14 protein-coding genes are annotated in these 13,808 nt (G+C 72.1%); all 14 read right to left on the reverse strand.

What is annotated here, in order from left to right; all coding sequences use genetic code 11:
• Positions 1-104 precede the first annotated feature (104 nt).
• Entirely contained in the window at positions 105-656 is a 552-nt protein-coding gene (locus ACZ7JZ_RS26570; RefSeq protein WP_470943467.1) for an adenine phosphoribosyltransferase, read from the reverse strand.
• Entirely contained in the window at positions 653-1,708 is a 1,056-nt protein-coding gene (gene secF / locus ACZ7JZ_RS26575) for a protein translocase subunit SecF (protein ID WP_470943468.1), read from the reverse strand. Before secF ends, ACZ7JZ_RS26570 begins: the two co-directional genes overlap by 4 nt.
• A 1-nt stretch (position 1,709) precedes the next feature.
• Positions 1,710-3,476, reverse strand: a complete 1,767-nt coding sequence (secD, locus tag ACZ7JZ_RS26580) for a protein translocase subunit SecD (RefSeq protein WP_470943469.1) — start codon at positions 3,474-3,476, stop codon at positions 1,710-1,712.
• Between the two features lie 154 nt (positions 3,477-3,630).
• Positions 3,631-4,104, reverse strand: a complete 474-nt coding sequence (gene yajC / locus ACZ7JZ_RS26585) for a preprotein translocase subunit YajC (RefSeq protein WP_470943471.1) — start codon at positions 4,102-4,104, stop codon at positions 3,631-3,633.
• Positions 4,105-4,269: 165 nt separating this feature from the next.
• A complete protein-coding gene (gene ruvB / locus ACZ7JZ_RS26590) occupies positions 4,270-5,340 on the reverse strand; it encodes a Holliday junction branch migration DNA helicase RuvB (protein ID WP_470943472.1) in 1,071 nt (356 codons plus the stop codon).
• 79 nt (positions 5,341-5,419) lie between these two features.
• Entirely contained in the window at positions 5,420-6,052 is a 633-nt protein-coding gene (gene ruvA, locus ACZ7JZ_RS26595) for a Holliday junction branch migration protein RuvA (RefSeq protein WP_470943473.1), read from the reverse strand.
• Entirely contained in the window at positions 6,049-6,582 is a 534-nt protein-coding gene (ruvC, locus tag ACZ7JZ_RS26600) for a crossover junction endodeoxyribonuclease RuvC (protein ID WP_470943475.1), read from the reverse strand. The genes ruvA and ruvC overlap by 4 nt, the downstream gene beginning before the upstream one ends.
• Before the next feature lie 176 nt (positions 6,583-6,758).
• The gene (locus ACZ7JZ_RS26605) at positions 6,759-7,511 is read right to left on the reverse strand and encodes a YebC/PmpR family DNA-binding transcriptional regulator (protein ID WP_470943477.1); all 753 of its coding nucleotides are present in this window, start codon (positions 7,509-7,511) and stop codon (positions 6,759-6,761) included.
• A gap of 57 nt (positions 7,512-7,568) precedes the next feature.
• Positions 7,569-8,159, reverse strand: coding sequence for a pyridoxal 5'-phosphate synthase glutaminase subunit PdxT (gene pdxT / locus ACZ7JZ_RS26610; RefSeq protein WP_470943478.1), 591 nt, complete (start codon positions 8,157-8,159; stop codon positions 7,569-7,571).
• The gene (gene pdxS, locus ACZ7JZ_RS26615; RefSeq protein ID WP_045947873.1) at positions 8,159-9,076 is read right to left on the reverse strand and encodes a pyridoxal 5'-phosphate synthase lyase subunit PdxS; all 918 of its coding nucleotides are present in this window, start codon (positions 9,074-9,076) and stop codon (positions 8,159-8,161) included. Before pdxS ends, pdxT begins: the two co-directional genes overlap by 1 nt.
• Positions 9,077-9,175: 99 nt before the next feature.
• Positions 9,176-9,721 carry a LemA family protein gene (locus ACZ7JZ_RS26620; RefSeq protein WP_470943479.1) on the reverse strand — a complete coding sequence of 182 codons (546 nt, stop codon included), beginning with the start codon at positions 9,719-9,721 and terminating at the stop codon, positions 9,176-9,178.
• Positions 9,722-10,871: 1,150 nt separating this feature from the next.
• A complete protein-coding gene (locus ACZ7JZ_RS26625) occupies positions 10,872-12,014 on the reverse strand; it encodes a glycosyltransferase family 4 protein (protein ID WP_470943481.1) in 1,143 nt (380 codons plus the stop codon).
• Positions 12,011-12,973: a phosphatidylinositol mannoside acyltransferase gene (locus tag ACZ7JZ_RS26630; RefSeq protein ID WP_470943483.1), complete on the reverse strand. Its 963-nt coding sequence runs from the start codon at positions 12,971-12,973 to the stop codon at positions 12,011-12,013. Before ACZ7JZ_RS26630 ends, ACZ7JZ_RS26625 begins: the two co-directional genes overlap by 4 nt.
• The gene (gene pgsA, locus ACZ7JZ_RS26635; protein WP_470943484.1) at positions 12,970-13,737 is read right to left on the reverse strand and encodes a phosphatidylinositol phosphate synthase; all 768 of its coding nucleotides are present in this window, start codon (positions 13,735-13,737) and stop codon (positions 12,970-12,972) included. Before pgsA ends, ACZ7JZ_RS26630 begins: the two co-directional genes overlap by 4 nt.
• Positions 13,738-13,808 lie beyond the last annotated feature (71 nt).

Here is a 13,808-nt window from a genome sequence, read left to right on the forward strand (position 1 = left end):
GCCGGACGCGTTCTCCGGTGCCCGCCCCGTGGACGCACGAGCGGCGGGCACCCGGGGAGTACCGGGTGCCCGCCGCTGCGGACGAAAGGGCCGGGCCGTACGGCTCAGACCAGGATCAGCGCGTCCAGGGGGGCGCCGGCCAGGGCCGGCTCCAGGCGGGCGCGGCCCTCGAGGAAGCCGAGCTCCATGAGGACGGCGACTCCCGCGACCCGGGCACCGGCCCGCCGGATCAGCTCCAGCGAGGCCTCGGCCGTACCGCCGGTGGCCAGGACGTCGTCGATGACGAGGACCCGGTCGTCGGCGGCCAGGGCGTCCGCGTGCATCTCGATCTCGGCGGTGCCGTACTCGAGCTCGTACGCCTGCTTCAGCGTGGCCCCCGGCAGCTTGCCGGCCTTGCGGACCGGGACGAACCCGACGCCCGCCGCCACGGCCACGGGGGCCGCGAGGATGAACCCGCGGGCCTCCAGGCCGACGACCTTCGTCGCCCCGTGCCGGCCGACCAGCTCGGCGAGGGCGCCCGTGAGGGCCCCGAACGCCTCCGGGTCCGCCAGCAGCGGGGTGATGTCCTTGAACACCACGCCCGGCTTCGGGTAGTCCGGCACGTCCGTGATCCGGTCGAGCAGCAGTTCGCGCACGGCCTTCGCGTCAGCGGTCATCCGCGGCTGCCCGCCTCCCGGCCGGAGCGCGCCTGCGCCACGACCTCGGTGTCGGCCGCGAACTCCTCGCCCTCGCCGCTCCTGGCGGCTGCGGCCCGCTTGGCGAGCACGCGCTTCTTCAGGGCCTTCATCGCCGGCTCGCGCTCCTTGAGGTCGGCGACGAGCGGGGTGGCGATGAAGATCGAGGAGTAGGCACCGGCCGCGAGGCCGACGAACAGCGAGAGCGAGATGTCGTTGAGCATGCCCGCTCCGAGGAAGCCGCCGCCGATGAACAGCAGGCCGGCGACCGGGAGCAGGGCCACCACGGTGGTGTTGATCGAGCGGACCAGCGTGCCGTTGAGGCTGCGGTTCGCCATCTCGCTGTAGGTGAAGCGGGTCTGCTTCGTGAGGTCCTTGGAGGCTTCCTTCAGACCGTCGAAGACGACGACGGTGTCGTAGAGGGAGTAGCCGAGGATCGTCAGCAGACCGATGACCGTACCCGGGGTGACCTCGAATCCGACCAGCGCGTACACGCCGACCGTGATGGTGAGGTCGTGGATCAGGGCGATCAGGGCCGCGACCGCCATGCGCCACTCGAAGGCGATGGCGAGGTAGATCACCACGAGGACCATGAACACCACGAGGCCGGTCCAGGCCTTGTTGGCGATCTGGGAGCCCCAGCTGGGGCCGACCAGGTCCGCGTTGATGTCCTGCTCCTTGAGCTCCAGGCTGTCCGCCAGCTTGGACTTCACGGTGTTCGCCTGCGCGGTGTCCAGGCCGCTGACCTGGATGCGCATGGTGCCGTTGCCGAGCTTCTGGACGATGGCGACGTGCCCCGAGATCTCCTCGGCGGCCTCCGTCGCCTTGGCCACGGTCACCTCGGTCTTGGGAGTGGTGAAGACGGCACCGCCCTTGAACTCGATGCCCATGTTGAGGCCCTGCACGGCCACGGCGACGATCGCCGTGATGGTGATCAGGATCGAGACGCCGTACCAGAGGAACCGCTTGCCTACGAAGTCGTAGCCGACCTCTCCTCGGTACAGCTTGGCGCCGAGATCTCCGAGCTTCGACATCTCACGCCTCCTTCGGTGCGACGGGAGCGGCGGAACGGCGGGAGCGGCGCAGCGGCGGCTTGGCACCGAGGCGCTGGGGGTCGAGCCCGGACCACGGGTGGCCGTCCGCGAAGAACTTCGTACGGGCCAGCAGGGTCATGATCGGCTTGGTGAAGAGGAACACCACGACCACGTCGAGCAGGGTGGTCAGGCCGAGCGTGAACGCAAAGCCCTGGACCTTGCCGACGGTGACGACGAACAGCACCGCGGCGGCGAGGAAGGACACGAAGTCGGACACCAGGATGGTGCGCCGGGCCCGCGGCCAGGCGCGCTCCACGGCCGGGCGCAGCGTGCGGCCCTCGCGGATCTCGTCGCGGATGCGCTCGAAGTAGACGATGAACGAGTCCGCGGTGATGCCGATGGCCACGATGGCGCCGCAGACCGCCGGCAGGTTCAGGGCGAAGCCGATGCCCTTGCCGAGCAGCGCCATGATCGTGTACGTCAGCAGGGCCGAGGCCATGAGGCTGACGAGGGCGACGAGCGCCAGGCCGCGGTAGTACACGACCAGGTAGATCACGACGAGGGCGAGGCCGATCGCACCGGCGATGAGGCCGGCGCGCAGCTGCTCGCCGCCGAGCGCGGCGGTGACGGTGGTGACGCTGTCCTCCTGGAAGGACAGCGGCAGGGCGCCGTACGAGAGCATGTTGCCCAGGTCCTGGGCGGACTGCTGGTTGAAGCTGCCGGAGATCTGCGCGTTGCCGCCGGCGATGGAGGTGCTCACCGAGGGGGCGGAGACCACGTTGCCGTCGAGGACGATGGCGAACTGGTTCTGCGGGGACTGCTTGGCGGCGAGCTCACCGGTGACCTTGGCGAAGAGGTCGGCGCCCTTGTCGTTGAAGGACATCTCGACGATCCAGCCGGCGCCGGTCGACGGGTCCAGGACGCCCTTGGCGGACTTGATGTCCTTGCCCTCGACGGCGACGGGACCGAGGACGTACTTCTCCCACTGGTCGGCGTTGTTCAGACCACAGGCGATGACCGTGTCCGTGGGCTTGGTGCCCAGGGCGGCCGCGGTGCGCTGCTCCTTCTTGCTGCAGTCGAGCGCGGCGAAGCGCTTCTGCAGGTCGGCGGTGGCGGCGTCGGGGGCGGGCGTCGGGGACGGCGCCTTCTTGTCGTCTGCCTTCTTCGAGGCGCTCGCCGAGGGCGAGGGGGACGCGGTCGGGGCCTTGAGGGCCTCACTGACGGCGCGGCCCTGCGAAGTGGCGCTGGACGACGGGCTGGGCGAGGACGAGGCGTCCTTGCCGTCCTTCTTGCCCTCCGCCTTGCTGCCGGCGGAGGAGCTCGCCGAGGGGGTCGGCGCGGGCTCGGTCACCGGGGCCCCCGCGGCCACGGTGAGGACCGGACGGAAGTACAGCTGCGCGGTCGTACCGACCTGCTCGCGCGCCTGCTTCTCGTTCGTGCCCTTGGGGATGTTCACGATGATGTGATCGGTCCCCTGGGTCTGGACCTCGGCTTCGGACACGCCGAGACCGTTGACACGGCGCTCGATGATGCCGACCGCCGTGTTCATGTTGGTCTCGTTGACCGCGTTCGGCTTGCCGGGCTCGCTCTTGGCCTTGAGCGTGATGCTCGTACCGCCGGCGAGGTCGATGCCCAGTCGCGGTGTCGTCTGCCCGGAGATGAACATCCCCGCGGTGAGCGCCACCATCGCGATCAGGATGATCGCCAGGGCGCGCCCCGGCCTCCCCTGAGCCCCCGTGGGCCGTCGGCCCTTCTTCGGTGCTGCCACCTTGTCTATCTCCCTGTCCAACCGTCCGCGCCGGGTGTGCGCATGGACGGCCACGAAAATGTGTGTGGGGACCCCTGCCCCCCGCGGCCCCGCGGAAGCGGTCGCGGCGGGACCGCCGGCTGCCGGTCTGGCCCCGCGCGGTCCCCGGCCGTGCTTACTTCGCCTCGGCCTCGCCGTCGCCCTTGACGTCTCCCTTGGCGTCCTTGGCGTCAGTGGCGTCGGTCGGCTCGTCGGCGTCGGCCTTCTTGCCCAGGTCCAGCTTCGGTGCCTCGGTGTCCGTCGCCCCGGTCAGGGAGGAGAGGTCGTCCGGGACCACCGGCGTGTCGATCTTCAGATCATCCGTCGAGCCGTGGACGATGCGGTTGTACTCCTCGTCCTCGAGGACGGCGCCGATGGCGTTCTTCGCGTAGATCGCGTGGACGCCGGGGGCCACCTCGAGGGTGACGGTGTCGTCACCGACCTCCTTGACCGTGGCGTACATGCCGCCGATCGTGCGGACGCCGGTGCCCGGCGTCATCTGGTCGCGCATGGCCGCGGCCTGCTGCTGCTTCTTCTTCGCAGACCGGGTCATCAGGAACATGGCCCCGATGAGCACGACGAACGGGAGGAAGGTCACGAGACTGTTCACGGGACGGAGATCCTTCGCACGACCGCGCCGGAGAGCGGCCATTTCTACGGGGGTGGGCACACCGACCTGGACCGGTCGGCATCGGCGGAGTCTAGGCGAGTCCGCACCGATGGAACAACGCCCAGCATGGCACCGCAGTTCCTGACCGGCGCAGGCCCCGCGCCGTCACGCCCCGAAGAGCCCGTCTTGTCCGCTTGATCCACTTGCGCTCCGCGGCGGTACGAGTCCCAGGTGCGCCCACGCCGCCGGCGTGGCCACGCGGCCCCGGGGCGTCCTGGCCAGCAGACCCTCCCTGACCAGGAAGGGTTCCGCCACTTCCTCCACGGTCTCGCGCTCCTCCCCCACCGCGACCGCGAGTGTGGACAATCCCACGGGCCCGCCGCCGAACAGCTTGAGGAGGGCCTCCAGCACCGCCCGGTCCAGCCGGTCCAGCCCGCGGGAGTCGACCTCGTACACCTTCAGCGCCCCGGCGGCGACCTCCCGGGTGATCACCCCGTCGGCCCTCACCTGGGCGTAGTCGCGGACCCGCCGCAGCAGGCGGTTCGCGATGCGGGGGGTGCCGCGGGAGCGGCCGGCGATCTCCGCGGCGCCCTCGGTATCGATCTCCACGTCCAGCAGCCGGGCGGAGCGGTGGACCACCCGCTCCAGCTCGGCGGGGCTGTAGAACTCCATGTGCCCGGTGAAGCCGAAGCGGTCGCGCAGCGGCGGGGGCAGCAGTCCGGCCCGCGTGGTCGCCCCGACCAGGGTGAAGGGCGGCAGCTCCAGCGGGATGGCCGTGGCCCCGGGGCCCTTGCCGACGATCACGTCGACCCGGAAGTCCTCCATGGCCATGTAGAGCATCTCCTCGGCGGGCCGCGACATGCGGTGGATCTCGTCGAGGAAGAGCACCTCCCCCTCCTGGAGGGAGGACAGGATCGCGGCCAGGTCGCCCGCGTGCTGGATGGCCGGGCCCGAGGTGATCCGGATGGGGGCGCCCATCTCCGCGGCAATGATCATCGAGAGGGTGGTCTTGCCCAGTCCCGGCGCCCCGGAGAGCAGCACGTGGTCCGCGGTGGCGCCGCGCTGGCGGGCCGCTTTCAGGACGAGGTCGAGCTGCTGGCGCACCTTCTCCTGGCCGACGAACTCCTCGAGGTCCTTGGGGCGCAGCGCGGCCTCGACCGCGGTGTCCTCCCCGTCGGCCGCGGTGGCGACGATCCGCGGATCCTCCTCGCCGGTGGTCTCGTCGTCCCAGTTCACGGGGTGTCCTTCGCGGTTCGTACGGCAGTCGGTGCGTGGCGGGTGGGCGGGCAGGCGCGGCGGGGGCGGGCGCGGCGGCTCAGCGGGCCCGGTTCAGGGTCTGGAGGGCGGCCCGCAGGAGCTGCGGCACCGGGGCCGATCCGGTTTCGGCCAGGGCGGCCTCGGCCTGCGGGGCGACCGCCGAGACGGCCTCCTCCGCCTCCCGGGAGGCGTACCCGAGCCCGATGAGGGCCGCCGCGAGCTGCTCGCTCCACGGGGCGGGGCCGGCCGCCGCCGCCCGCTGGGCGCCGACCATCCCGCTGGTGCCCAGGGGGGCGCCGAGCTTGTCCTTCAGCTCCAGGAGCAGCTTCTGGGCGCCCTTCTTGCCGATGCCGGGCACGGCCGTGAGGGCCTTCTCGTCGCCGGTGGACACGGCCAGGCGCAGGGCGTCGGGGCTGTGCACCCCCAGCATGGCCTGGGCCAGCCGCGGCCCGACCCCGCTCGCGGTCTGGAGCAGCTCGAAGACCTGCCGCTCGTCGTCGTCCGCGAAGCCGTACAGGGTCAGGGAGTCCTCCCGGACCACGAGGGAGGTCGCGAGCCGCGCCTCCTCGCCGATCCGGAGCCCGGCGAGGGTGCCGGGCGTGCACTGGACGGCCATGCCCACTCCGCCGACCTCGACCACGGCCGTGGCCGGACCGAGCGCGGCCACCGGGCCCGAGACAAAAGCGATCATGAAAGGCGGCCTTTCGAAGCGGTGTGCAGGGCGACGGCCTGCTGCAGGCGGTTCTGGGCGGGCGCCCGCCAGATATGGCAGATGGCGAGGGCCAGCGCATCGGCGGCATCGGCGGGCTTGGGCGGGGCGGACAGCCGCAGCAGCCGGGTCACCATGGCGCCGACCTGCGCCTTGTCGGCCCGCCCGCTGCCGGTGACGGCGGCCTTGACCTCGCTGGGGGTGTGCAGGGCCACCGGGATCCCGCGGCGCGAGGCGCACAGCACCGCCACGGCGCTGGCCTGGGCCGTACCCATGACCGTGCGCACGTTGTGCTGGCTGAACACCCGCTCCACGGCGACCAGTTCCGGCCGGTACTCGTCCAGCCAGCGCTCGATCCCGCGCTCGATCTCCACCAGGCGCGGCCCGATGTCGGCATCGGCCGGGGTACGCACGACGCCCACCCCGAGCATCGTCAGGGGCCTGCCCGCGACCCCCTCGACCACCCCCACACCGCACCGGGTCAGCCCCGGGTCCACACCGAGCACCCGCACGCCGCCCCTCCCTCCGGTCCGGCCCCGGTCCCGCCGGGCCTTCGAACACCTGCCTGCGCAGGCTATCCGCTGCCACCGACAACGCAGCGGGCCGACGGGGGTGTGTCCCCCGCCGGCCCGCTGCGTACGAGCGCACGGTCGCGCCCGGCCGGGCAGCCGGACGGCCGCCGGGCGGATCAGGCGTCGATGACCGCCATGACCTCGTCGCTGACGTCGAAGTTCGCGAAGACGTTCTGCACGTCGTCGCTGTCCTCCAGCGCGTCGATCAGCTTGAACATCTTGCGCGCGCCCTCCTCGTCCAGCTCCACCTGCATGGACGGGACGAAGCTGGACTCGGCCGAGTCGTAGTCGATGCCGGCCTCCTGGAGGGCGCTGCGCACCGCGACCAGGTCCGTGGACTCGCTGATGATCTCGAACTGCTCGCCGAGGTCGTTGACCTCCTCGGCGCCCGCCTCGAGCACCGTCTCCAGGACGTCGTCCTCGCTGAGCTCGCCCTTGGGCAGCACGACGACGCCCTTGCGGTTGAACAGGTACGAGACGGAGCCCGGGTCGGCCATCGAACCGCCGTTGCGGGTCATGGCCACGCGGACGTCCGAGGCGGCGCGGTTGCGGTTGTCGGTGAGGCACTCGATGAGCACCGCGACGCCGTTCGGGCCGTAGCCCTCGTACATGATCGTGGCGTAGTCGACGCCGCCGGCCTCAAGGCCGCCGCCGCGCTTGACCGCGGAGTCGATGTTCTTGTTCGGGACCGAGCTCTTCTTCGCCTTCTGGATGGCGTCGAACAGCGTCGGGTTGCCGTCCGGGTCGGCACCGCCGGTGCGGGCCGCGACCTCGATGTTCTTGATCAGCTTCGCGAAGAGCTTGCCGCGCTTGGCATCGATCACGGCCTTCTTGTGCTTCGTCGTAGCCCATTTAGAGTGGCCGGACATCCGCCTGTCTCCTTCGCGTCACCAACAGTGTTCACCGCAGATCCTACCGGGGTCCTCTCAGACCCCTGCGCGCACCATGTCCACGAAGTAGGAGTGCACCCGGTCGTCACCGGTCAGCTCCGGGTGGAACGAGGTCGCGAGCACATTGCCCTGGCGCACGGCCACGGTGTGGCCGCCGTACGTCGCGAGCACCTCCGCGGACGCGCCGACGGACTCCACCCACGGCGCGCGGATGAAGACGCCCTCGACCGGGCCGCCCTCGATGCCGGCGAACTCGATCTGCGCCTCGAAGGACTCGTTCTGCCGCCCGAAGGCGTTGCGGCGCACGATCATGTCGATGCCGCCCAGCGTCTCCTGGTCCTCGCGGCCGTCCAGGAGCTTGTCCGCGAGCATGATCATGCCCGCGCAGGTGCCGTACACCGGCATCCCGGCCAGCACCCGCTCGCGCAGCGGCTCCAGCATGCCGAACAGCACGGCCAGCTTGGACATGGTCGTCGACTCGCCGCCCGGGATCACCAGGGCGTCGATCTCGGCCAGCTCCTCGGGGCGCCGGACCGGCCTGGCCACGGCGTCAGCCGCGGCCAGGGCGATCAGGTGCTCCCGTACGTCGCCCTGGAGTGCCAGGACACCGATCACGGGAGTGGTCATTACCAGCCCCGGTTGGCGTAGCGCTCGGCCTCGGGCAGGGTGTCGCAGTTGATGCCGACCATGGCCTCGCCCAGGTTGCGGGAGGCGTCCGCGATGACCTTCGGGTCGTCGAAGAAGGTGGTGGCCTTCACGATGGCGGCGGCGCGCTTGGCCGGGTCGCCCGACTTGAAGATGCCGGAGCCGACGAAGACGCCCTCGGCGCCCAGCTGGCGCATCAGCGCGGCGTCGGCCGGGGTGGCCACACCGCCGGCGGAGAACAGCACCACGGGGAGCTTGCCGAGCTCGGCGACCTCCTTGACGAGCTCGTACGGGGCGCGCAGCTCCTTGGCGGCGGCGTACAGCTCGTTGTTGTCGTAGCCGCGCAGCTGGGCGATCTCGTTCTTGATCTGGCGCAGGTGGCGGACGGCCTCGACCACGTTGCCCGTGCCGGCCTCGCCCTTCGAGCGGATCATGGCCGCGCCCTCGGCGATGCGGCGCAGGGCCTCGCCCAGGTTGGTGGCACCGCAGACGAAGGGGGTGGTGAACGCCCACTTGTCGGAGTGGTTGATCTCGTCGGCCGGGGTCAGGACCTCGGACTCGTCGATGTAGTCGACACCGAGGGACTGCAGGACCTGGGCCTCGACGAAGTGGCCGATGCGGGACTTCGCCATCACGGGGATGGAGACGGCCTCGATGATCTCCTCGATCATGTTCGGGTCCGACATCCGGGCCACGCCGCCGTCCTTGCGGATGTCCGCGGGCACCCGCTCCAGGGCCATGACGGCCACCGCGCCGGCGTCCTCGGCGATCTTCGCCTGCTCGGCGTTGACGACGTCCATGATCACGCCGCCCTTGAGCTGCTCGGCCATGCCGCGCTTGACGCGGGAGGTGCCGATGGCCGACTCAGCGGACTGCGGGGAGGTGGGAAGCGTGCTCACGGAAATGACCTCACTGGGGAGAGAGACGGGTACTGCTTGGGCCAATAAACCTCTCGGACCAGTCCACTGCAAGGGCCAATACCGAGCCGGTGGATCCTTTCAGCCGCCTGCGCGGTCGGCCAATGCGGCCGGGGGCTCGTCGTCCATCTCGAAGGCGAGGGGGAACGGCGCGTGCCCGGCGAGGCGGAACCAGCGCACCTTCCGGTGGCGCCGCAGCGCCCGCGCCGCCCGCACGGCGTCGTTGAGGAACCGCCGCGCCATCGGCACCCTGCGCACCGCCGCCCCCAGCTCGGCCGCCGCCTCCTCACCGCCCGGCGCGGCCTTCACGGCCTCCACCTGCTCGGGGTCCTCGAACACCGCCCGCAGCGCCTGGCTCAGCTCGCTCTCGGCCACCTCACGGTGCTCCTCGTCCGCCTGCCGGGCCGCATGGGCCGCCTCGTACAGCACGATCGAGGAGGCCGGATCGAGCACGCCGGAGGTGGCCAGTTCCAGCACCACGGACGCGCGCCGCACCAACTGCGCGTCGAGCGCGGCACGAGCGGCGTCCATGCGCGAGTGCAGCCGGTCGAGCCGCCCGGCAGTCCAACTGAGGTACATCCCGACGGCCACGAGCCCGACGGCGATCCAGACAAGGGTTTCGATCACGCGACGCGACTCTACCGGCCGGCGCCGGGCCGCCGGGGTGTCCTCCCGCCCCCGGGTACGGGCGCCGGGCCGGCGGGGTCTCCTCCCTCACCCCGGGTACGGACACCAGCCCGCCGGGGTCTCCTCCCCCGCCCCCGCGCCCCGGCCGACCGGTGCTTGCCCACCACCCCCGGGCGACCCCGGGTACGGGGCCAGTTCGTACGGGGTTGGCGAGGCAGACCGGGGTACGGAGGTCGAGCCGTGCCCGAACCCCGATTCGACCCCGTCTACCCAGCCCCGCCGGCGTTTGAGGCGCGGGGTCTGGGGCGGAGCCCCAGTTCGGGAAGGGGCGGGTAGGGGAACCAGCACCGCGCAGCGGCCCCCTACCCCCGGCCCACCGTGTCGCCCCCTACCCGGGTCGGGAAGGCTCTCCGGCGTCTGCTCGCACGTCTGAACTGTGCGGCCGTCCCGCGGCACCCTGTCAAGGGCGCTGCGCGTCGCTGCGCGATGGCCCTGCGGGCCACCCTTGACAGGCCACCACGGGACGTCAAGTCCCAGACTTGCCAGCAGCCACAGGAGAAAAAGCAGCAGGGGGACCAGGACCCCAGCCGGTCCGAATCGCCAGGCGAGCCAGAGCACCGGCCGACCCCCGCCCTCCGGGCGGAAAGACCAACGACACAAGCCGCGACGGATCGCTACGCGCTTCGGTCATCTCAGCGGCCTCCGGACCGCCAGGGGCTGGGCATAGGCCGCCAGCGGCCACTACGCACTCCGGCCCCGGCGGCAGCCGGGCCGCACGGGGCTGGCGGGACGGCAGAAGACCTCTGCACCAGCAGCCGACCCGCACCAGCACCCACTCCCGTGCCCTGCGATCCGCTGAGCGGATCGCAGGGCACGGGAGGGCAGGCCACCCGCCGGGCCAGCCCCTGCCGGGGCTGGGCAGGTGGGGTCGAGACGGGGTTCGGGCACGGCCAGGCACCTCGCGGTTGCCCCGGTCCGCCCCAGCAACCCCGCACGAGCTGATCCCCGTACCCCGGGCCACCTGGGGGGTGGCGGGCCATGCTGACCAGCCGGGACGTCGAGGCGGGGGCGAAGACCCGAGCCGACGCGTGGGCGCGTGCCCCGGCGGGCGGCGGGGGGTGGGCCGGAGGGTGGGACCCCCGCCCCCCCCTCAGCGCTTGCGCGCTGCTGCGGATGTTGACGCGGCCACCGAGGCCGCGCCTGCCGTGACTGTTTCGTAGACCGCGAGGATGTCCGCGGCCACCACCGACCAGTCGAAGCGGCGTACGTGTGCGCTGCCGCGTTCGCTGAGGCCGGCGCGGCGGGAGGGGTCGGCCAGGAGGCGCAGGGCGGCCTCCGCGAGGGAGTCCGCGTCCTCGTTCGCGAACAGGTCGCCCGCCGCTCCCTGGTCGAGCACCTGCGCGAAGGCGTCCAGGTCCGAGGCCAGGACCGCGGCCCCCGCCGAGAGCGCCTCGACGAGGATGATGCCGAAGCTCTCGCCGCCGGTGTTCGGGGCGACGTACACGTCGACGCTGCGCAGCAGCCGTGCCTTGTCCTCGTCGCTCACCATTCCGAGGAACTCGACGCGCGCGCGCATCTCGGGCGGCAGGGAGGCGACGGCCTCCTCCTCGTCTCCGCGTCCGGCGACGATCAGCCGGGTGTCGGGGCGCTCCGCGAGGATCTTGGGGAGGGCGGCCATCAGCACCGGCAGCCCCTTGCGGGGCTCGTCGATGCGTCCGATGAACCCGAGGGTCCCGCCCTGCCAGGCGGCCTTCGGTTCGGCCCGTGCGAAGAAGTCGACGTCGACGCCGTTGGGGATGACGACGGCGTCCCCGCCGAGGTGCTCGACGAGGGTGCGCCGGGCGTACTCGCTGACCGCGATGCGGGCGCTGATCTTCTCCAGCGCGGGCTGGAGGATCGGGTACGCCGCGATCATCGCGCGCGAGCGCGGGTTCGAGGTGTGGAAGGTGGCCACGATGGGCCCCTGCGCGGCCCAGCAGGAGAGCAGGCCAAGGGAGGGGGAGGTCGGCTCGTGGATGTGCAGGACGTCGAACTTCCCGTCGTGCAGCCAGCGCCGTACGCGCGCGGCCGACAGGAAGCCGAAGTTCAGGCGGGCGACCGAGCCGTTGTAGCGCACGGGTACGGCCCGGCCGGCCGAGACCACGTACGGGGGCAGCGGGGTGTCCTCCTCGGCCGGGGCGAGGACGGAGACCTCGTGGCCGAGGCCGATCAGGTGCTCGGCGAGGTCGCGGATGTGGAACTGCACCCCGCCGGGGACGTCCCAGGAGTACGGGCAGACGATTCCGACCTTCATCGGGTCCCGGTCCCTTCCCCCGCGGCGGCGGCAGGGGCACTGGGAGTGCCTTCCCCGGAACCCTCGGCCGCCCCGTCCAGGTCCGCCGTCCACAGCCGCTGCAGCATGTGCCAGTCCTCCGGGTGCTCGGCGATGCCCGCCGCGAAGGCGTCGGCCACGGCCTGGGTCATCTCGGCGGTCTTCTCGCGCCGCGTGCCCGCCTCGGGCACCGGTACGGGAGGGTGGATGCGGCCCCGCATCAGCGGTCCGTCGTACCAGAGGTTGACGGGGAGCAGCTGGGCCCCCGTCTGCTGGGCGAGCAGGGCGGGGCCCGCGGGCATCCGGGCGGTGGAGCCGAAGAAGTCGACCTCGATCCCGGAGGCGGACAGGTCGCGGTCGGCGACCAGGCAGATCAGCCCGCCCGCGCGCAGCCGCCGTGCCAGCGTGCCGAAGGCGGCTCCCCCGCTGTGGGGCAGCACCTCCATGCCGAGGCTCTCGCGGTACGCGACGAAGCGGTCGTACAGGGTCTCGGGCTTGAGCCGCTCGGCGACGGTGGTGAACGGCACGCCGACGCACGAGGTGACCCAGGCCCCGGCGAGGTCCCAGTTCGCGAGGTGCGGGAGGGCGACGATCACGCCGCGGCCGGCGGCGAGGCCGTCGCGGAGGTTCTGCTCGCCCTCGATCGCGACTCCGTCGCGGATCCGCTCGGGGGTCCAGGCCGGCAGCCGGAAGGATTCCATCCAGTAGCGCATGTACGAGCGCATGCCCGCGTGCGACAGCTCGCGCAGCCGCTCGGGTCCGGCGTCGGGCACCACGCGCGCGAGGTTGGACTCCAGGCGCAGCACGCTCTTGCCGCGCCGCTTCCAGGCCACGTCGGCGATCTTCCGGCCGAGGGCGGCGGCGGCGGGTTCGGGGAGCTTCTTCACTCCGCCCCAGCCTGCGCCGTACAGCCCGTCGGTGAGGGTGTCGCGGAAGCTCATGCGGCACCGCCGCCCGCGGCGGGACCGGAGCCGGAGCCGGCAGCGGGGCCGGACCCGGGCTGGGGGCCCGTACCGGAGCCCTCCGCCACAGCGGCCCCGGCCGCCGCGCCCGCCGCGCCCGCCGCGTCCACCGCGTCCGCCTCAGCCGACTCACGGCGTACGGTCACCACCCGCTGGATCAGCGTGATCAGCGAGCCCACGGCGACCACCCACAGGGCGACGGGCAGCAGCACGCCGATCCACGAGGGCACGCCGAAGGTCTGGAGCCCGGACAGTCCGGCCGCGACGAGCGAGATGACGAGCCGCTCGGCCCGCTCGATCAGCCCGTTCACGGCCACGGGCAGCCCGATCGACTCGCCGCGGGCCTTCGTGTAGGACACGACCTGGCCGCTGGCCAGACAGAAGATCGACACCGCGCAGAGCAGGTTGTCGCTGCCGCCGCCCGCGTACCAGAGGGCCAGTCCGCCGAAGATCGCCGCGTCGGCGACCCGGTCGAGGGTGGAGTCGAGGAAGGCGCCCCACCGGCTGGACACCCCGGCCTGGCGGGCCATGTTCCCGTCCACCAGGTCCGAGAACACGAACAGGGTGATGACGATCGTTCCCCAGAAGAACTCGCCCCGGGGGAAGAAGACCAGCGCGCCCGCCACCACGCCCGCGGTGCCGATGAGGGTGACCGCGTCGGGGCTCACCCCCCTGCGGAGCAGAAACGCGGCGAACGGCGTGAGGACGCGAGTGAAGAATGCACGCGCGTACTTGTTCAGCATGGCCTTCCCGGAGGGTCGCTGGGCCGCACGGCCACCTCGGCCACCGGCTGGCCCATCGTAGCCAGGGGCCC

This window comes from Streptomyces sp. NPDC038213, assembly GCF_055600495.1.